Origin of the sequence: Photorhabdus thracensis, assembly GCF_001010285.1 — a bacterium.
GTDB lineage: Bacteria > Pseudomonadota > Gammaproteobacteria > Enterobacterales > Enterobacteriaceae > Photorhabdus > Photorhabdus temperata.
This window is the reverse complement of record NZ_CP011104.1, coordinates 2,415,045-2,434,729: the sequence shown is the minus strand read 5'-3', so window position 1 is coordinate 2,434,729 and position 19,685 is coordinate 2,415,045. Positions and strand designations below refer to the sequence as shown.

The window sequence follows — 19,685 nt, the reverse complement described above, 5'->3', positions numbered from 1 at the left end:
TTATAATGACTTAACTAAGTTATTCGGAAAAATAATATAGAAAAAACGTCTTAGTAAAATACAAAAATAAAAAATTAAGAAAAAATTATATGGCTAAAAATCAATGGGTTCTTTACTTGCTGAAAACAAAAACGGGAATGCTGTACACAGGGATAACGACAGACATCAACCGCCGTTTTGCACAACATGTAAAAGGTAAAGGAGCAAAAGCACTGAGAGGGAAAGGGCCATTACAACTGGTTTTCAACAGTTATGCCGGAGACAGAGCCAGTGCCTCACGATTGGAATATCAGGTAAAGCAATTAAGTAAACAACAAAAAGAGAGGCTGGTTATTTGCCAGCCCACCTGTATAGCAAAATATTTGACATCAATCAGAAACAGTCAAAATGAGGAGAATAAGTAACCAGCCCAGTATAATCAGCCAAGGAACTGTCAGCTAATTCATATACCTGAAAATAGGGTTCACACGTTGGCCACTTACAATGTAACTGGTGCTCACTGGCAAGCGTAAAACCAAACCGGCGATAATAGTGCGGATCACCTAAAACAACGACTACGCCGTAACCAAATTCATTTAGGCTATCCAGACCTTCATAAACGAGTTTTTCACCAATCCCCTGCCGACGATATTCTTCAGCAACCGCTAACGGCGCTAAACCAACCCATTGGCGATCCTCTCCATTAATATCTACCGGACTGAATGCCACGTAACCAATGACCTGACCTTCTTCATCCGTAGCAACCATACCCAACGTGAGTAATCCATCTTCTCGTAATTGCTGTACCAATTCCGCTTCTGCCGCGGTATCAAAAGATTCCCGCAGCAACTGATCTATTCCCGCTGCATCTACTGGAATTTCTACCCTGATCAACATGATAATCGCGCATGTTCTGCGCCCTCCGGTAAACTGACTTTAATAAACTCAACCAACCGCAATAAACCGGTACGAATAACAGCAGACATAAACTTCAACGCCATCGCATTTACCCAATTTCTAACATATAACCCTGATTCTGTATCCCCTACGATACACAAACGACAACGACACTGGAAAAACAAAATATCCAGCTCTTCTTTACAAGTAGCTATTAGAATCAGATCACTGGTTTCGCCGATGAAATTTACCTCTTTCTGCTTATGCTTATGCTGGCTGACAAGTGACTGCTCCCCACCGTAAAAAACGGCGAGGCTTCCCACTTCTCAGGCCGCAACCGTCTTTATGACGGATTTACACTGGCCTCCGTGGGCAGAAACGACGAGTCCCGCCGCCTGTAATGCTGTTATGCCCTTGCGCTGGATGTTGAGCGCCGCATTGATATCGCGATCATGTTTGACTCGGCAGAAAGGGCATTGCCAGATCCGCTTATGCAGCGGCATTTCCGGCATTTTGTAACCGCAACAATGACAGGTTTTCGAACTGGCGAACCACTGATCCAGTTTGACCAGATGGACGCCCGCTGCTGCGGCTTTGTATTCCAGTTTCTTGATGAAACCATGCCAGCCCGCATCCCCGATAGCGCGGGCAATGCGGTGATTCTTCATCATGTTGGCCGATTTTAGTGTCTCAACAATGAGCGCTTGGTTTTCGTCAACCATTGTCCGAGAGAGTTTGTGTTGAAAATCGGTGCGGGCATTGGCTACCCGCTCATGGACTGCCGCCAGACGTAATCGGGCCTTGCCGCGGTTAGCACTGCCCTTTTGTTTGCGGGACAGCGATTTCTGCTTTCGACGCAGGTTACGGGTGGCATTGATAAGGTGACGCGGGTTATTGACCTTCTCCCCGTTCGACTCAATAAGATAGTGGGACAAACCCATATCGCAACCGGTCACGCGGGTGATAACGCCCGGCTTTTCCCGCGCATCTTTTCCATCGTCACACAGGATAGCGGCGAAATACTTTCCCGTGGCGGTTCGGGACAGCGTAATGCTCTTCACTTCCCCTTCAATTTCTCGGTGTATGCGCGCTTTTATCGGTGACAATTTCGGGAGCTTCACCGCACCCTCCAGCACTTTCACCCCAACACAGTGATAGCTCGATTGCTTGCCCTGTTTGCGTTTGAACGTGGGAAATTGGGCGCGCAACTTCGGATTGAAGAAATTATCAAATGCGGTATGCAGATTGATCACCGCCTGCTGTAACGCGATGGCGTCATATGTCTTGAGCCAGGCATACTTGCGGGATTTCTTCGCGACTGCCAGTAACGGTTTGAGGTCTTTGCGCGGATTTAAACTTACGCCGTGACGTTTGTAAGTATGCTTTTTGATGTACAGCGCCTTGTTGTACGCAAAACGGACCGCACCGAACTGGCCGTTAAGATACTCGGCCTGTTCGGGTGTGGGGTAGAGGCGGACTTTGGTCGCTCTTAACATATTCAACACTCATTGATAAAGTGCATTCATTTTAGCCTGTTTTACCGGCAGATATCAATTCAGTCAGGATACGTCGCAGTAGCCCGCCTTAAAGCCCTTTGGGCTTTTCGCCTTATATCCCCGCCCGCACTGGGCAAGGGTTTACGGCGGTTTTTGCTAAATGATTATCACGGACAGTAGTAAACCAGCGCAAATTAAGATCGCGGATTTTTCCTAACACAGCTCAAACTCCTTACTTGATAAAGTAGCATAGCTATTCAACCAGAATATATCGGTATTTCGCCGATCCTACATCAAGAATCCAATACAGAACCAGTTGTAAATTGTACCTTTCAACTATTGAGGTAATATCCGCCTATAAACTGCTCTAAATCAAAACATCTCACTATTAAGTTAATTACAATTGTTAATTATTATTACTTTATTCCAGTATTTCATATAGAACAGACTTGCCCCACAAAAAGCTTATTTATGTGGAGCATAGTTGCTGTAGATAACGGGGTGGATGTCATTTATATCGGACCGACACATGACATCAAGGCCCATTACCTTTCAATCAAAAACATCAGACAAACATACAGTTATGAAAGAAAATGTAAACATAAGTTGCATACTGATATTTAAATTTACACATCCTGATTATAGCGGATTGCAAATTTTTGGCTTAACGTATGGCGCTGGTCGACACGTATTTCTTACGACTACCGGCTAAAAAGCACGTATAGACTTTATTAAGATTTACTTTTGGATTTATTATCCTTGGATTGGATTGTTACAAACGTATATTAGTTTAATCTTTATACAATAAATAGGAATGACGTATGGAAGGCCAAGAGATCTATTCAAAATTCATTGGTAAGAGGATAAAGCTATGGATGGATGAGCGTTTCCCGCTACAAAATGCACCGCTTTTCTTTATTTTTTATATCATCAGCTATTCCGTAGCTTTTTATTCAATAGGGGAAAAGCCTGTTTTGTCATGGGAAATCCTGCTCGGTTGCCTGATGGCCTTCTCCTATTTTTTACTATTACGGATATTCGATGAGCATAAGGATTATCAACTGGATTGTGAACACCACCCACAGCGGATCTTACAGCGCGGTATTATTACGCTGAAAAATCTACGGGTACTCGGTATCTGCTGTATCGCATTGCAATTGGGTGGAAGCCTATTTTTAGATCGAGGCGTTGGCTCGGTCACTTTTGCCTGGCTATTAGTCTTTATCTGGACTTGCCTTATGGGGAAAGAGTTCTTTATCAGTGAATGGTTAAACCAACACCTCACTTGGTACGCCATTTCCCATATGCTGGTAATGCCACTCATTATCTGGTGGTTGGGCAATATTGCCAGCCCTAACGTCGCACTCACTTTCCCAATATGGGTTTTAATGGGATTGTGCTTTTTCTCTGGATTCAGTTTCGAAATTACACGCAAATGTAAAGGTCCGGATGAAGAGCGTCTGGAAATACCGACTTATTCATCTATTTTCGGCAGAAAAATAGCCGTCGCTATTATCGCATCATTACTCACCGTAATGTTGGCGTTACAGATTTGGCTAATCAATATCACCACTGATGGTATAGCGTTATGGGCGTTAATTATCTTGGTCGTTTGTTATGCATTATGTCTATGGCAATTAGGCAAATTCCTTCATCGCCCCACTATCCAGAATCGCAAACGCGATGAGGCTGTAGTGGGAATATTTATGGTACTGGGTTACTCAGTTTGCACTGCCAGCATCTTAATAAAGCTTGGGTTTGCTTAGGTATTAAAGGAAATAGAGTTATGTTGCAAAAAGAAATCCAATCATGCGTATTTGATGTCTCAGATAATACCACTGCTCACATAAAAAACTGTGCGCGAGATTCTATTCTCGAATTATCACGTGACATATTCAGCATTAAACACCAAGAAGCATCTGCCGTCCGCACAGAAGCAACCCAAGCAGAATTATTGCCCCGCCGCCACCTCTATACATATACCGAGGAAGCCCGGCAAAAGCGCCTGGATTATCTGGCAAAACATACTGGGCATCCACTGGAACACGTAGCCGCTACCCATCTGGATGCGACGAAACTAACAAAAACCATTGAGGGATTTATTGGTTCAATAGAAATCCCTGTGGGGATCGCTGGCCCTCTCTTGGTAAAGGGACAATACGCTCAAGGGGTATATTATGCACCACTCGCCACCACAGAAGGTGCTTTAATTGCATCGATATCCCGTGGCTCCTTCGCCATTATGCAATCAGGCGGCACTACTACCCGTGTGCTCGGCCAACGCATGATACGAGCCCCCCGTTTTGAATTTCATAGCGTAGCACACAGCGTCATGTTCAGTGATTGGATTAACGAGCATCTCAGCGAAATACGACATGAAATTGGCCTCCACTCCAAACATGCACGATTACAGGAAATAAAACCGCAAATCATTGGGCGCAGCGTCCATTTGCAGTTCATCTACAATACAGCAGCAGCAGCAGGCCAAAATATGACTACCGTCTGCACCTGGTATGCATGCCAATGGATCCAACAACAACTCGCCAAGATGGCGTTTATACCACTGCGCCACTTTATGATAGATGGTAATACTTCCGGCGATAAAAAAGTCTCTTATAAAACGTTTATTGAAGGACGTGGGACACGTGTCGTCGCCGAGGTTTATCTTAGTGCTGAATCCTGCCAGCAAATCCTGAGAGTCACTCCGCAACAACTTGTCACGGCTTATCATCATATCTGCGAGGGGGCTATCGCCTCAGGGATGGTCGGCGTAAATATTAATGCAGCAAATGTTATCGCCGGTATGTTTACCGCGCTCGGTCAAGACATCGCCTGTGTGCATGAATCATCAGTCGCACATTTACACATGACATTAACTGCCGATAACCGAGTCTATTGCAGTGTCACACTGCCCTCGCTAATCGTAGGAACAGTCGGTGGCGGAACCTATTTACCACACCAACGTGAATGTCTGAACATGCTGGGCTGCACCGATGAAAACGGCACTGCCCGCCTGGCTGAAATCATCGCCAGTTATTGCCTGGCTCTTGATATTTCAACACTGTCAGCGATTGCGGCGGATGAGTTTGCTCAATCACATGAAAGACTTGGCCGCAACCGCCCACCGCACACTAGCGGTATTATTCCGCGCACCCTACAGGAGCTTGATCTATCATTTTTCCAGCAAGCAAACTTTAATCCTGTGTTACAGGGAACTCACCTGACCACGATCAAACCTGAATTTTCTGGCAATGATGAGCACAGCCTGCTGACACATCTGAGTTCGAATTATGCGGAACGTTTAATTGGTTTATTTCCCTTTGCGATGACGACATCCGCACAACGTACTCTGCCAGTGATGCTGAAACTGAAACCTTTGGGGAGTGAGATCGTTAAAATGGTCCTGGATATTGCCAAGCACTGTTCCCCTGAATTATTTGCTGTTTTCCAGGATTTTGCCCACCAGCTTGAATTTCACCAAAGTCATAGCCGTGAGCTGGCTATTATGAATCAGCAAAATCCACAGTTGATGCGCTATATCCCCGTTATCTATGGTGTGATTGAAAATGAGTCAACCGGAACTTATGCCCTGATTGAAGAATTACTCCAGGATATGGTGCTAATGAACAATATTAACCTGGAAACACCGTGGAAACAGCACCATCTTGAAACCGCCATCAGAGGGGTAGCCGATATTCACTCCATCTGGTTAGGGCGGGAAGGAGAGCTTATGTGGAAATTCCCACAACTGCAAATTCCTGACGCCGATACAGTTTCACAAATGAAGCCCCTGTGGCAAAAACTAGGCAATTTTATTCACCAGGCATTCCCTGAGTTGTTCACCGCCGAAGAACAACAAGACTTTCAGCACTGGGTAGATAACGCCGCCACTTGGTGGCAAGAAATCGAACAAATGCCCAGGACGTTGATCCACGGTGATTTCAACCCACGGAATATTGCCTTCCGGCAACAGGAAGAAGGATTGCGTTTATGCGCCTGGGATTGGGAATTGTCTACTTTGCATCTGCCACAGCGCGACCTTGCTGAATTACTGGCCTTTAGTTTAGACCAGCATAGCGATGCGGACAGTGTGGCCTATTATATTGAACTGCACCGGGTCGAACTTGAACAAAAATCGGGAATTTCTCTCGATCCAATCAGTTGGCAACGTGGCTATGAGCTCGCATTACGTGATTTATGGATGAGAAGAATACCGCTTTATATGATGGCGCATAATGTCGTTGGCTATCCATTTATGGAACGCACAATGAAAACTATCCGCTGGCTTATTTCATTAACGCGGAACTAATAGTAACTCAAATAAATTATTTAACTGACTCTTCCTCTAAAATAAAGGGTGCAGCAATAGTTTGTAATACATTCGAGTCTTATTGATTGACCTACGCCAATATTATTACGCGCAGATAGGGCCATGATGTAGGCAAGGTGTACTATTGCTGCATTGGTGGAACAACATGAAATATCTCTATACTCAAGATAGCGCTATTGAATTAGCAGAACATTCCTTAGGCGGTAAAGCGGCTAATTTATTATGGCTTACGCAAAACGGTTTCCCTGTACCTGATTATTGGGTCATCAGCAGCGAGGTGCTGAACAATTTATTAATCAACGATACGTTTGCGATTAACATTGTGGAACAATTAGCCGCCGTGCCACATGATATTAGCCAGGAAAAACTCGACGCTATCGCCGCCCCTCTGCGCCAATGGCTACAATCGATTCCGTTGCCTGCTGAGTTAGAAGAAGAATTATCTCTCTTGTCAGAGAATTACCCGGATGCGTTTTTTGCTGTTCGCTCATCAGCTATTGGTGAAGATGCAGCCAACGCCTCCTTCGCAGGACAGATGGACAGCTATCTGTTTCAACGTGGCAAATCCGCCCTTGCCCACAGCTTACGCGCCGTGATGGCCTCAGCCTTTAATACCCGCGCGTTACAATATCGTTTACACAAACAGCTGCCGATGGGCAATATCCGTAGCGCTGTCATCATTCAGAACATGGTTGCCGGTGAGGTTTCTGGCGTCATGTTTACTGCTCATCCAGTGACCGGCAGCAGACAACATTGCCTCATCTCATCCGCCTGGGGCACAGGAGAAGGTGTGGTTTCCGGCGAATGTGATACCGATGAATTTTCCGTTCATCTCACCACACCTGAAATCGAACGCCATATTACGCAAAAAGGGACAACCAGTGTTTTCGATACCACCCGCGGCGGCGGTACGGTAACGATGCCCGTCGAGGAAGAAAAACAGTGGGAACCGACTTTACCCGATAGCGAGATCTATGCATTACGGGATATTGGCAAAAAAATCGCCGCGGCACGGGGATGTCCACAAGATATTGAATGGACAATTCAAAACCACCAAATCTTTATTCTACAGACCCGGCCAATTACCCGGTTGCCCCGTCAGGATGATAAAAGCGAACGCCATATTATTTTCGATAATTCCAATATTCAGGAATCTTATTGTGGAATAACAACGCCGCTGACTTTCTCTTTTGCCCGCGCAGGTTATGCCACCGTTTATGAACAGACAATACGTGCCTTAGGTTGTTCGGATAAACAAGTTAATCAGCATCGTTCCATGTTGGAAAACATGCTCGGTTTAATTAAAGGCAGAATCTATTACAACATCAACAATTGGTACAAAGGGCTATTATTACTGCCCTCTTTCCAAACCAATAAAAAAGATATGGAAAGAATGATGGGGCTGGAAGACCCGGTTGATTTTATTGAAGATAAAACGCCTTCACTGGGCGATAAAATAAAGAAACTTCCCAAAATGGGGTGGGCACTCCTGCGCTTGCTATATGCTTTCAGAACGATGGATCAGCGGGTAGAACTCTTCTTAGAACAGTTTAAACAACATGCTGCCGCCATAAGACGAACTGAATTGCACACCTGCAACAGCAGCCAACTGATCGAGAAATTAAAATATCTGGATGAACATCTGCTACAACGCTGGACAACGCCTATCCTGAATGACTTCTACGTGATGATGTTCAATGGCCGGGTACACCGGGGGCTGACCGCTGCGGGTATTGAAAACTCGTCCGCATTATTAGGCGATCTTCTCTCTGGCGATGAAGATATAGAAAGCACCCAGCCGACTAAAGTGTTGTTGAAAATATGCCAGTACGCACGCCAGAATTCAGAATTATGCACCCTGCTGACACACGGCGATGCACGTACCCTGTTAACTCAGGTACGCAAACTTGATGCGTCTTTCCACCAGCAGTGCATTGATTATATTGAAAAATATGGCGATCGCACTATGGGTGAGCTCAAGCTGGAAACCATTACGCTAAAACAAGATCCCAGTTTTCTATTTCTGATAATAAAAAACTACCTTGCGATCGATACCCTTACGCCAGAAACCCTGTCCAGCCGGGAAAGAAAGTTGCGTACTCAGGCTGAAAACACGGCATTTCAGCAAATACGCGAGCAACTTGGTGCCAGGCGTATGGAAGCCTTCAAAAGAAATCTGCGTAAATTACGTCAGGCGATACGCCACCGGGAAAATATGCGCTTTACCCGAACCCGTATGTTTGGGCTATACCGGGATATTTTCATACAGCTCGGCCAGGCATATGCATTAGAAGGACTCCTCGCAGAACCCCGCGATATTTTCTATCTGACATTAGAAGAAATCTACAGCGGTTACGAAGGAACAGCAGTACAAACCCAGCTTAAGCCTTTAGTCGCTATACGCAAACAAGAATACGCCAGCTACGAAACAGAGGATGAGCCTGCTCACCACTTCTTCATCAGAGGCTCACTGTATCAACAGCAAGATTACAGCTATCCCTATCAGGAACAACAGACGCCAACCGATAGCGGGATGCTACAGGGTATAGGCTGTTATCCTGGGGTAGTTGAAACGACTATCCGCTTAATTAAAAACCCACAGGATGAGATGTCATTGGCAGGGCAAATCCTTTGTACCGTCCGTACCGATCCCGGTTGGGCGCCACTATTCCCTACCGCAGGTGGGTTATTGATCGAACGCGGTTCCACCCTCTCGCATTCTGCCGTTGTCGCTCGTGAACTGGGGATCCCCGCCATTGTCGGCATTCCAGCGATCACCCAAATTTTAAAAGATGGCGATCGGGTACGTATGGATGGTGCAACCGGGAGTGTTATCCGCTTGCACGACACCACTACAGAAGAATTACCTGCAAGGAGCGAACATGTCTGACATCTTCATGGGCGAATGGTCCCCGGCCAACCCACTGCCTGAAAGTTTTCTCGATCTTCCGGCAACAATCTACCGTGACTGGCCGCTCTGGCCTGGCGAAGACCGGGAGAAGGTACAACAACAGTTCAGTCTGGAAAATCCCTGGTTTAATCACAGCAAAGCCTGGATTGGCTGTATTCCGGGGAAAACCCGTCTTGCCAGTTTTTTAGTGCCCCATGCCGTTGATGGTCAATCCGCCGCGTTTTTCGGTTTTTGGGAAACCGATAATGATATGGCAAGCAACACCATGCTGTTTGGCGCTCTGGAACAATGGGCCAAGAAAAATGGCGCACACAATCTCTACGGGCCGATTAACTTTTCGACCTTCGGGCATTACCGCGTCCGGCTTGATCATTTTGATGTCCCCCCCTTTGAGCATGAACCTTACAACCCGCCTTATTACTCCCTATTATTAGAAGGATTAGGGTTCGATACTCGTTACCGTTACACCTCAATATTCGACGATACTCAGGCAGTAGCAAACAACTTTCGGCTGGACTATCAGCGCGGGCAAAAGCTCCCTGAGGCTCAGGCGACATTACTGCCTCTAACACCGGAATTATGGATACAGGAACAGGTTAGATTATATTCCTTTATCGATTCGGTCTTCGGCGAGAATTTCGCTTACACCACACCGTCATGGACAACATTTCAACAGTATTGCGGTGAGGAGTTTATTAAACCTTTTTGTCACTACCCTGCGTCATTTCTGGCTAAAACCGACAGTGGTGAGATTGCCGGGTTAATTCTTAGCTTATCCGTGAGCCAAAAAGGTCAGCCCGCTATAGGCTTGTTGAAAACCGTAGCAGTTGCGCCGCAATACCGGGGAAGTCGGCTATATCACGCGCTATATCACTCATATCAGCAAAGTGCCAGCCGCATTCATCCCTACCTGGGGGGTGCCCTGATGCGTGAAGATAATAAATCATTAAAGACCGCAGAACGGCTTTTCAATACATCCGCTGCCACCAGACACCAATATGCGCTTTATTACAGGAGGCTCGCATGACAAATATTTGTCAGTCAATTGTCGATGCGGCCCAAAAACACCCTGAGCATTTAGCCCTGCAAGCACCACACGGCAGTGGTTTAAGTTTTCGGGAATTTTTTTCTCATGCATCCCACTTCCAGCATCTGTTAACCCAAGCCGGGTTCGTGGCCGGCGATCGCTTGTTAGTGATCGTTCAGCCAGGCTTAGTACTTTACCCATTGCTTATCGCCATTCTGGGATTGGGGCTGGTTCCGGTTATGCTTGAGCGGGGACTTTCCAGAAAACAACTCCGAGAGACGCTACGGCATAGTAAATTATCGGCGGTTATCACCCAACCTGCGTTAGGAAAATTCTGGTTTCTGATCCCCGAACTGTGGCGACTGCGCCGTTTTGTCATCGAACAGCCTATCTGGGGCATGAAAGTACTGAAAGCACCCAGCCAACATTCATCAATGAATAACTTTATCTGCCGGGACTTACCACCGGATACGACGGGATTAATTACTTTTACCTCGGGTTCTACCGGTATGCCTAAAGGTGCAAACCGTACACATGACAGCCTGTTAGCACAACTTTATGCCATAAAAGCGACTTTTCCCGGGGAAAAGAGCGAGATCGACCTGCACAGTTTCCCCGTCATGGTGCTGCATTCATTGTGCTGCGGCAACAGCAGTATTCTGCCTGATTTTGACTTTGCCCATCCTGCAACGGTTGATGCGCAAAAAATCGTCGGGCAATTGCAAGATAAGGGCATCACCTGCCTCAGCGGTGCACCCGCCTATATGAGCAAAGTCACTGATTACGCCAGAAACAAGAGCTTGTCATTCCCTAATGTGCGCACTGTCATCGTGGGCGGCGCGCCTGCCAATAAGGAACTGCTTGAAAACTGCCAGGCAGTCTTCCCACATGCTCTGCGTCTGGTGGTCTATGGCTCTACCGAGGTCGAACCGATCAGTACGGTCGAAATGACAACGCAATTAAATCACTGGGCAACACATGATGGTTATCTGGTTGGGAAACCCGTCTCACAAGCGGAAATATGTATCAGAGAGATAACCGCTGATCCCCAGCAAATTACCCCACTGTCTACCGGTGATATCGGTGAAATTCTGGTTGCCGGGCCTCATGTGCTCAAAGACTATATTGATAATCCTCAAGCAACGAAAGAAAACAAACTCCCGCGTAAACAGGGAGGGATCTGGCACTGTACTGGTGATGTTGGCTGCCTGGATACCACAGGACAGCTCTGGTTGCTTGGACGGGTAAAAGACAAAGTGCAGTTAGATGATGGGCGCATTATCCATCCCTATATGGTGGAAAAAAGGATCAATGAACTGTCAAACGTCGCACGGAGCGCATTCGTGTTGCATCCTTTGGGTGGAGCCGCGCTGATATTGGAAAGTACCACCCTGCCGACAGGTTTATCCGCCATTTTAGACGAACGGGATCTCACTCTGGTCACCCGGATTTATTATGCCAATCCTATTCCCGTCGACATTCGCCATAACAGCAAAATAAACCGCATAGCACTGATAAATATGCTCAGGAAAGGCCAATTATCCTCCTTTCCATACAAGGAGAAATTATGAACAGTAACCATTTCATCATCCAGCTAAACAGAGCGGACTATATCACTATTGGCGGAGCGGTATTTAGCGCGCTCTCCGTAGCAGCCGCATTACAGCATTGGTATTATCTGGCCATTGCGTTCTTGTATCTTGCCATGCTTGGCGACGCGCTCGATGGTATTCTGGCCAGGAACTTAAATATTGTCCGCCCTTTTGGCCGTTATCTTGATGGATTTATGGATCAACTTATTTACCTGATCTCACCATCCATCATCCTATACCTTTCCGGTTATCAATCCTGGTATTCGCTGTTTATTATCTTAATGATAATCAGCGGTTGTCTGCGATTATCGGTATTTAATGAAGTCGGAAATATTCAGGATGAAGATCGGCTTTCCTATCTTGGTATGCCCGTATTCTGGAGCTTATTTATTGTCAGTGGTTACGCTTTGGTAGGTTTGGTGGCAACGCCGGGGCTGACCCATCTTTTACTGACATTAGCGCTTCTTGCATTCAGTATCGCTATGTTATGGGATCGCCCATTTTATAAATTCAAACATCTCAGTACTATCGTCAGTACAACACTTGCAGGGTTTGTTTTATTTACAGGTCTTCATTTCTGGAGTCTCTATGTTCAATAGTTTTTATCACGCGGGGATTTTACTTATCCCCGTTATCCTTGGTGGTTGTTTACACATGGTGATTGTTACGAAAAACTATTTTTCCTGCTGGGCTATCCCGGTACACCAACGCTATTTTGGTTACAACAAGACCTGGCGTGGTTTTATCGCTGTACCCATTATTACCGCGCTATTTTCACCGCTATGGTTAATACTCTGTACCGAAACACAGGACACCATTATTCCACGGACGATTGGATCCTGCTTATTTACCGGGTTCCTGGCGGGTTTAGGTTACGTTCTTTTCGAATTGCCAAACTCCTGGTTGAAAAGGAGACTTGGCGCACCACCGGGACAACATCCGAAGCAAAATAAGCAGCTGTTTATTTTATTCGATCAGCTCGATTCTGCTATTGGTATTACAATGGCCTATCTCATTTGCCTTAATCTTACTTATATTGATGCGTTTTTCATTTTCCTCTGGTTTTTAATCAGCGCTTTTATCGTTAAAAATATGTTGTTTTTACTTTCGCTGAAAAAAACGAGATTCTAGGTGGGAATACCGCAGAAAAATGGCTTCCTTAATTGGAAGCCATTTTAGGGCATACCAGATAAGTGTGCCTCTGCCTGTTATCACCAACAGGACACGCATTTTACAACATTATTTCGTAGTCAAAGATAATTCAACTCCGCATGCAGCAGCATAACGTTTAAGTGTGTGCCAGCTAGCTCTCGTTACATTCTTCTCAATCCGGGTAACTGCGGACGGGTTAATTCCCATCCGTTTAGCCACATCTACTTTTTTTAGACCTGCCTTTTCCCGCCATTCAGTGAGCTGTTCTAGCAACTCATATTCTTCTGTGGCCTCAGCATAGGCTTGCAGAGCTTCCGGTGTATTAAGAAGACGTTTTCTCACTTCCGAATGTGAGATAGGAGTTACTTTAGCCATGTGTCATATCCTCCAGTCGTTTCAGCGCTAACTCTATTTCAGGTGGTGGAGTTTTATCTCCTTTTTTCACAAAGCATCGTAAGATGTAAATCCGCTTCCCCTTTTGGAACACAAATAGCGTCCTCGCGATGTCTGAACCCGAAGCCCGTAATTCAAATAAACTATCCCGAACGGGTCTTGTTAACGGGTAGCGTAGCCCGTTGCCACGTTGCTCTAACTGGTCCAGTAATCTTGCCATCTTACCCCGAAGCGCACCCGGTAAGTCTTCTACTTCCTCAGCAGCTTCCGGATGATACAAAAGTTCAAACATCTTTCGACCTCCTTCAACTGGGTTGAAATTAACTTATACGTGAAATTTATGCAAACGATAAATTAATTTATAGAGCAAAGATTTCGGTTTTCCATACAGGAATCAGCTACAAGTACCAGAACAATCCGTTTTATTAGTGATGACTTTGATGTATCACGGATAGTACCTCATATCAGTGAAGTTGACCGCGGTCTTACAGGCACATCGCAAAGCTATCATTGATTCTGTTATGATTTTAAAAGAACCAGATGATATTTAATGGTAAGCAACTCATATTTTTCGTGCCGTTTTTTGTAAATCCAATCGTTTTTTCCATTTTCTGACTCGTATTTAAATTTTCCTATTTCCATTAAACTGATACTGACGTTTTTTCCTTTTCCTGTATTTGATTTTTTAGGTTTAAAACCAGAGAGAGTAAAAGATATACCAATGATATTAAAATCAAAACCTATTTCTTTAATCGTTTTTAATATCGTTAACCGTTTTTATCCTTTTCTCTTTATTAATCCGATTAATCAAAAGGCTTCCTGGCTTTCTTTAACGATTTATCTCTCTTTTCGAAAACCTTTTTCAACCATGTAACATCTTTTACTTAAAAAATTTTTAATGCGATTAATCGTGCTTTCAATACTTCGTGATTAATAACATCGAATCGAGAGAGAAAGTGTTTTCCAAGCCTCCTTATGGTTTATTTAAAATCAAATTAACCATACAAAATAAGTGAGATCCTGACCTAACAATACCTTGCTTCCATACGACATCAAATCCCCGACCAAAACAACATAACGTCACATTTTTCACCTTCTTAACAATTCATTAACTATTAATTCCAGCTTATGACATTGGGCTATCATGGTACCATAACTTGATTAAAGCAATCTTCCCTAAACCAAACTTTTCGAAATAAATTAAATCATTATGTTACTTAAACACCGATAAAATTTAAACCAGTGACTGTTATAAAGTGAGATTTACACATCTTTAAAATATCAATCTTGATATTTATTAAATCAACATATAAATTCCCATTAACGTTTGATCATAAAAGAGGCAAGCACACCTTGCCTCATGTATCCCTGAATAGAGTGATCCCGATATTCTCCGGGGCTGGAAAGTCATGAATACTGGACATCTTTCAATAATGCCCGGACACCAAAAGATTATGTCATTGAGGAAAAATCATGAAAACCGGACTCCGCTTTTCCTGCACTATCGGCAACCTGGTGCCCATGACTTTTGCGGTCGTCAATTTTACGTTAGATGAAGCGCTTTCATCATTATTTACCCTGTCTCTGACATTGGCGGCACCGCGTTCAGATATTGATACCGATACCCTTCTGCTCCAAACCGCACAGTTCACCGTCACCCGTGACGATAATCCGCAACGTGAAGTGAAAGGACTGGTTGAAAGTGCGGTTGTTGGGACCACAAACCGGCATCAAACTCTGTATCACCTGACCGTCAGACCAGAAATGTGGCTGCTGACACTCGATCAGGACAGCCGTATCTATCACCAACTCAGCGTTCCCGAGATTTTAAGCAGCATACTGAAACAGAAGAAACTCCGGGCCAATATGCGTTTTAATGACCCGCATTCAGTGCGGGAATACATCACCATGAAAAGGGAATCCTCCTATGATTTCTTTACCCGCCTGGCGGCGGAAGAGGGGATTTTCTTCTGGTTCGCCGATGATGGACTCCATGTGAGCGACAGCCATTTACACATGAGAGCACCGGATACGCTGATCTACAACCCGGATGTCACCAGCGCAATAGCAGAAAATGTTATCTCCAAATGGTCTCTGGGTTCCCACATGCGCCCGGAATCTATCACCCAAAAAGACCGAAATTACCACAACCCCAATTATGCCTTGCAGCATAACGCAACAGATTTTGCAGCAGAGAACAGCACGCCATTTCACATTTTCGAAAGTTACGGGCGTTTTCAGAAAGACAAAGAGGGCGTACCATTTACCCAATACCGGCTGGAAGCTTTACGTGCCGACAGCAAATCAGGGCAGGCGGACAGTAATTGTATTCGATTAATGCCGGGCAGGATCTTCACATTAACCCACCACCCGATTGACACCATGAATGACCGCTGGCAAGTCGTCTCTTCCCAGCATAAAGGGCATGTCCCTGCCGTTTTGGGTGATGGCGGAGCCGGCACCACCCTCAACTCACAGACCCGGTTTATTCCCGGCCGCAACGACTGGCGTCCACCCTACCGCTATAAACCCCTGGCTGACGGCGATGAAGTTGCCACGGTTGTCGGGCCGGGCACGGAAGAAATTTATGTGAATAAAGAGGGGGCGGTTCGCGTTCACTTCCACTGGAACCGTTACGACGCGCCTGACGACCAGGCCTCCTGCTGGGTACGGGTGGCACAAGGCTGGAATGGCAATGGATTTGGCTTTCTGGCCACACCGCGAGTCGGCCAGGAAGTGATTATCTCCTATCTCAACGGCGATATTGACCGCCCCATCATTACCGGATGTACCTATAACGCGCTTAACCGTCCGCCGCTGAATTTACCGGCGGAAAAGACCCGCACCACCTTCAGAACCAAGACCCATAAAGGTCATGGCTTTAACGAATTGCGTTTTGAGGATGAAAACGGCAGCGAGGAAGTGTTTATTCATGCTCAACGGGATATGAAGACGCAGATTCTCAGGGATAAAACCACACAGATAAACCATGACCAGAAAACAGAAGTTGAGCATAACCGTACCACCATTATTAAAAACGATGATGATGAAGCGGTGCAGGGCTTCCAGACGCTGGAAGTCAGTCAAAATCAAACGGTGACCATTAAAGGCCAGCAGGCCGTTTCCATTGGTAGAAGAGCTGAAAAACATGAGCTGGATGCAAATATTAAAAGAGGTGGGTGAAGGAATGCTGGAAGTGGTGGTGATTGTTGCCGGCGTTGCCGTTGTTATCCTTGTCACCCTTGCCGTCGCTGCTGCGCTGATTGCACTGGTGGAAATTTTAGCCGCTGCTGCCGCGGTGAGCGCCGCCGCGTTAGCTGCCATCCTGACCATATTGGCGAGTGCGACATTCGCCACTGCCTCATAATTCACGGAGAAAATGATGGAAACTGTAGATTACTTTGCCCAACTGAGATCACAACTGACCTCTTTTCTTTTTATCAATGCCGATGGGTTGACTGTTTCCCGCCTGGGTCTTTCAATTACCCTGTTTTTTAAACAGGGCTACACGCTGGAGAAAAAACAGCACATTCTGGCCTGCTATCGCCGTTTTCGTGAAGAGTTTGGTACTCAGTTGCGTTTTCATAGCCATTCACTGAAAGGGTTAAGCAAATATTCACCGGAAAATATTGTCAAAGTAGAAGAAGGCATTCTTAATCAGAAAAAAAACCAGCTTTGTGGTTGGGTCGTCAGTAATGCTAAAAATGAAAATGAGGCACCTCATTATCTGATGCGTTATCTGGACTCCCGAGAAATTGATGGTGAAGATGGTAGCTCTTACCTGAGTCTGGTGCTGCCCTGGGATTATCTGAAAGAGCAAAACGGCATGACCCGGTTTATGGCCTGGCTGGACTTTCTGTGTGAACAACTCGAACCCGACAGTGGGGACTGTGGTTACTGCCTGGTCTTACCCAAAGATTACTATGACTACTTTCCCCTGGAGTACCAGTTAGCGCAACGCTACCCCGCCTTGCAAGTGAACTCGGCAGCGCATACAGCCAAATTACAGTATGGTCATTCCATCCGAGGGATGAACTGGATCACCCTGTTGTCTAAACGCTTTGTAGGACGTCTGGGTGGGGAACATTGGATACGTAAAACACTGGCTCGTTACCCGGATGTGGTCATTAGTCCTTACTCCAATGGTCTGATGATCCGGGCGGGTCAATACCCAGATCTGACACCGCTGCCGGGCAGTGTCCCGGAGAGTTATTTCGCTATTAACCAGTTGATACGTCCGATACGAGTGATCCCCCGTGAAGGTCATTCACTGCATTTTTATGGGGCGGGTCATTTTAATTCAACTTCCACCTTGGCTTGGTATGCCCGCTATGACCGGGGCCCCCTGCATATAACCCCAGTGAGAAGCGGCGAACCGATGCTTGTCAGCGGATTCTGGCGCACCGACAGCCAGCCTGACAAGCAGTATTTCTTTGTTCAGGGCGCGACTGCCTTTGATATTCAGGGCACGGAGCCGGGAACAACGGTATGGCATCTGATACGAGAAGCAGAAAATAGGAATGAGTAAAGGATGAGAAGCAAAAAAGAGACGCGGGAAGAAGAGGACGCGCTGGAGTTCCAGTTTTTCAGTGAAATCCTCTCCGGTCTGCTCGGCAACCTGCAATCTTCCCTGCCCGGGCCAGCAGGAGTTGCCGTGGTTATCCTCGTCACCCTTGCTGTCGGGGCCGCAACGTTAGCTGCCGTCCTAGCAATATTGGCGAGTGTCACATTCGCCACTGCCTCATAATTCACGGAGAAAATGATGGAAACTGTAGATTACTTTGCCCAACTGAGATCACAACTGACCGCTTTTCTTTTTATCAATGGTGATGGACTGACCGTTTCCCGCCTGGGGCTCTCGATTACCCTGTTTTTTAAACAGGGCTACACTCAGGAGAAAAAGCAACGCATTCTGGCCTGCTACCGGCGCTTTCGCGAAGAATTTGGTACCCACCTGCGTTTTCACCGTCATGAGCTGAAAGGGTTAAAAAAATATTCACCGGAAAATATTGCCAAAGTGGAAAAAGGTATTCTTAATCAGAAAAAAAACCAGTTTTCTAGTTGGGTGGTCAGTAATGCCAAAAATGAAGATGAGGCACCTAATTATCTGATGTGTTACCTGGATTCCCGAGAAATAAGCGGTGATAACGGCAGTTCTTACCTAAGCCTGACACTTCCTTGGAATTATCTGAAAGAGCAAGAAGGAATGGTTCGCTTTATGACCTGGCTGGATTTTCTGTGTGAACAACTCGAACCGGACAGTGGGGACTGTGGCTATTGTCTGGTCTTACCCAAAGACTACTATGACTACTTTTCTCTGGAGTACCAGTTAGCGCAACGCTACCCCGCCTTGCAAGTGAACTCGGCAGTGCATACAGCCAAATTACAGTATGGTCATTCCATCCGAGGGATGAACTGGATAACCCTGTTGTCTAAACGCTTTGTAGGACGTCTGGGTGGGGAACATTGGATACGTAAAACACTGGCTCGTTACCCGGAGAGTTATTTTGCCATTAACCAACTGATACGTCCGATACGGGTGATCCCTCGTGAAGGTCATTCACTGCATTTTTATGGGGCGGGTCATTTTAATTCAACTTCCACCTTGGCTTGGTATGCCCGCTATGACCGGGGTCCCCTGCATGTAACCCCGGTGAGAAGCGGCGAACCGATGCTGGTCAGCGGATTCTGGCGCACCGACAGCCAGCCTGACAAACAGTATTTCTTTGTTCAGGGCGCGACTGCCTTTGATATTCAGGGCGCGGAGCCGGGGACAACGGTATGGCATCTGATACGAGAAGCAGAAAACATGTGGGAATAACAGATTATCCACTGCCTCATCATGAACGGAGAGCATATGGAAACTCATGATTATTTTTCCCGGCGGAGATCACAGCTGACCAGTTTT

At 46.0% G+C, this 19,685-nt stretch carries 18 protein-coding genes; 13 read left to right on the top strand and 5 right to left on the bottom strand.

What is annotated here, in order from left to right:
• The first annotated feature begins 89 nt into the window (after positions 1-89).
• Positions 90-404 (top strand): GIY-YIG nuclease family protein, encoded by a 315-nt coding sequence (locus VY86_RS10520; RefSeq protein ID WP_046974901.1) that lies wholly within the window; start codon positions 90-92, stop codon positions 402-404.
• On the opposite strand, the gene VY86_RS10515 is transcribed toward VY86_RS10520, so the two are convergent.
• Genes VY86_RS10515 through VY86_RS10505 form a run of 3 tightly spaced genes read right to left on the bottom strand, consistent with a single transcriptional unit; the run spans position 373 to position 2,372 of the window.
• On the bottom strand, positions 373-876 hold the full coding sequence (locus VY86_RS10515; protein WP_046974900.1) for a GNAT family N-acetyltransferase: 504 nt from the start codon (positions 874-876) through the stop codon (positions 373-375). The two genes, VY86_RS10520 and VY86_RS10515, sit on opposite strands and share 32 nt — an antisense overlap.
• Positions 870-1,199, bottom strand: a complete 330-nt coding sequence (ubiT, locus tag VY86_RS10510; RefSeq protein ID WP_052760813.1) for a ubiquinone anaerobic biosynthesis accessory factor UbiT — start codon at positions 1,197-1,199, stop codon at positions 870-872. Before ubiT ends, VY86_RS10515 begins: the two co-directional genes overlap by 7 nt.
• A gap of 3 nt (positions 1,200-1,202) precedes the next feature.
• Complete coding sequence (locus VY86_RS10505) at positions 1,203-2,372, bottom strand: RNA-guided endonuclease InsQ/TnpB family protein (RefSeq protein WP_046974899.1); 1,170 nt, start codon at positions 2,370-2,372, stop codon at positions 1,203-1,205.
• A gap of 821 nt (positions 2,373-3,193) precedes the next feature.
• On the opposite strand from VY86_RS10505, the gene VY86_RS10500 reads away from it, so the two are divergent.
• The 7 genes from VY86_RS10500 (at position 3,194) to VY86_RS10470 (ending at position 13,363) form a co-directional block, all read left to right on the top strand.
• Positions 3,194-4,138, top strand: a complete 945-nt coding sequence (locus VY86_RS10500) for a prenyltransferase (protein WP_046974898.1) — start codon at positions 3,194-3,196, stop codon at positions 4,136-4,138.
• A 20-nt stretch (positions 4,139-4,158) separates the two neighbouring features.
• On the top strand, positions 4,159-6,681 hold the full coding sequence (locus tag VY86_RS10495; protein ID WP_052760812.1) for a phosphotransferase: 2,523 nt from the start codon (positions 4,159-4,161) through the stop codon (positions 6,679-6,681).
• 166 nt (positions 6,682-6,847) lie between these two features.
• On the top strand, positions 6,848-9,592 hold the full coding sequence (locus VY86_RS10490; protein ID WP_046974897.1) for a phosphoenolpyruvate synthase: 2,745 nt from the start codon (positions 6,848-6,850) through the stop codon (positions 9,590-9,592).
• On the top strand, positions 9,585-10,640 hold the full coding sequence (locus VY86_RS10485; protein ID WP_046974896.1) for a hypothetical protein: 1,056 nt from the start codon (positions 9,585-9,587) through the stop codon (positions 10,638-10,640). The genes VY86_RS10490 and VY86_RS10485 overlap by 8 nt, the downstream gene beginning before the upstream one ends.
• Positions 10,637-12,211, top strand: coding sequence for a fatty acid CoA ligase family protein (locus tag VY86_RS10480; protein WP_046974895.1), 1,575 nt, complete (start codon positions 10,637-10,639; stop codon positions 12,209-12,211). Before VY86_RS10485 ends, VY86_RS10480 begins: the two co-directional genes overlap by 4 nt.
• Positions 12,208-12,831, top strand: a complete 624-nt coding sequence (locus VY86_RS10475) for a CDP-alcohol phosphatidyltransferase family protein (protein WP_046974894.1) — start codon at positions 12,208-12,210, stop codon at positions 12,829-12,831. Before VY86_RS10480 ends, VY86_RS10475 begins: the two co-directional genes overlap by 4 nt.
• On the top strand, positions 12,821-13,363 hold the full coding sequence (locus VY86_RS10470; RefSeq protein WP_046974893.1) for a CDP-archaeol synthase: 543 nt from the start codon (positions 12,821-12,823) through the stop codon (positions 13,361-13,363). Before VY86_RS10475 ends, VY86_RS10470 begins: the two co-directional genes overlap by 11 nt.
• A gap of 108 nt (positions 13,364-13,471) precedes the next feature.
• Here the strand turns inward: VY86_RS10470 and VY86_RS10465 are convergent, their stop codons facing one another.
• Together VY86_RS10465 and VY86_RS10460 are read right to left on the bottom strand one after the other, a co-directional pair.
• On the bottom strand, positions 13,472-13,759 hold the full coding sequence (locus VY86_RS10465) for a helix-turn-helix domain-containing protein (RefSeq protein ID WP_021323324.1): 288 nt from the start codon (positions 13,757-13,759) through the stop codon (positions 13,472-13,474).
• Positions 13,752-14,069, bottom strand: coding sequence for a type II toxin-antitoxin system RelE/ParE family toxin (locus tag VY86_RS10460; protein WP_021323323.1), 318 nt, complete (start codon positions 14,067-14,069; stop codon positions 13,752-13,754). The genes VY86_RS10465 and VY86_RS10460 overlap by 8 nt, the downstream gene beginning before the upstream one ends.
• 1,181 nt (positions 14,070-15,250) lie before the next feature.
• On the opposite strand from VY86_RS10460, the gene tssI reads away from it, so the two are divergent.
• Genes tssI through VY86_RS10435 form a run of 5 tightly spaced genes read left to right on the top strand, consistent with a single transcriptional unit; the run spans position 15,251 to position 19,598 of the window.
• Positions 15,251-16,960, top strand: a complete 1,710-nt coding sequence (gene tssI / locus VY86_RS10455; protein WP_238591657.1) for a type VI secretion system tip protein TssI/VgrG — start codon at positions 15,251-15,253, stop codon at positions 16,958-16,960.
• The gene (locus tag VY86_RS10450; RefSeq protein WP_046974892.1) at positions 16,935-17,144 is read left to right on the top strand and encodes a hypothetical protein; all 210 of its coding nucleotides are present in this window, start codon (positions 16,935-16,937) and stop codon (positions 17,142-17,144) included. Before tssI ends, VY86_RS10450 begins: the two co-directional genes overlap by 26 nt.
• Positions 17,145-17,159: 15 nt before the next feature.
• Entirely contained in the window at positions 17,160-18,305 is a 1,146-nt protein-coding gene (locus tag VY86_RS10445; protein ID WP_046974891.1) for a DUF3396 domain-containing protein, read from the top strand.
• 3 nt (positions 18,306-18,308) lie between these two features.
• Positions 18,309-18,524 (top strand): hypothetical protein, encoded by a 216-nt coding sequence (locus VY86_RS10440; RefSeq protein WP_046974890.1) that lies wholly within the window; start codon positions 18,309-18,311, stop codon positions 18,522-18,524.
• 15 nt (positions 18,525-18,539) lie between these two features.
• The gene (locus tag VY86_RS10435) at positions 18,540-19,598 is read left to right on the top strand and encodes a type VI immunity family protein (protein WP_046974889.1); all 1,059 of its coding nucleotides are present in this window, start codon (positions 18,540-18,542) and stop codon (positions 19,596-19,598) included.
• The last annotated feature ends 87 nt before the right edge of the window (positions 19,599-19,685 follow it).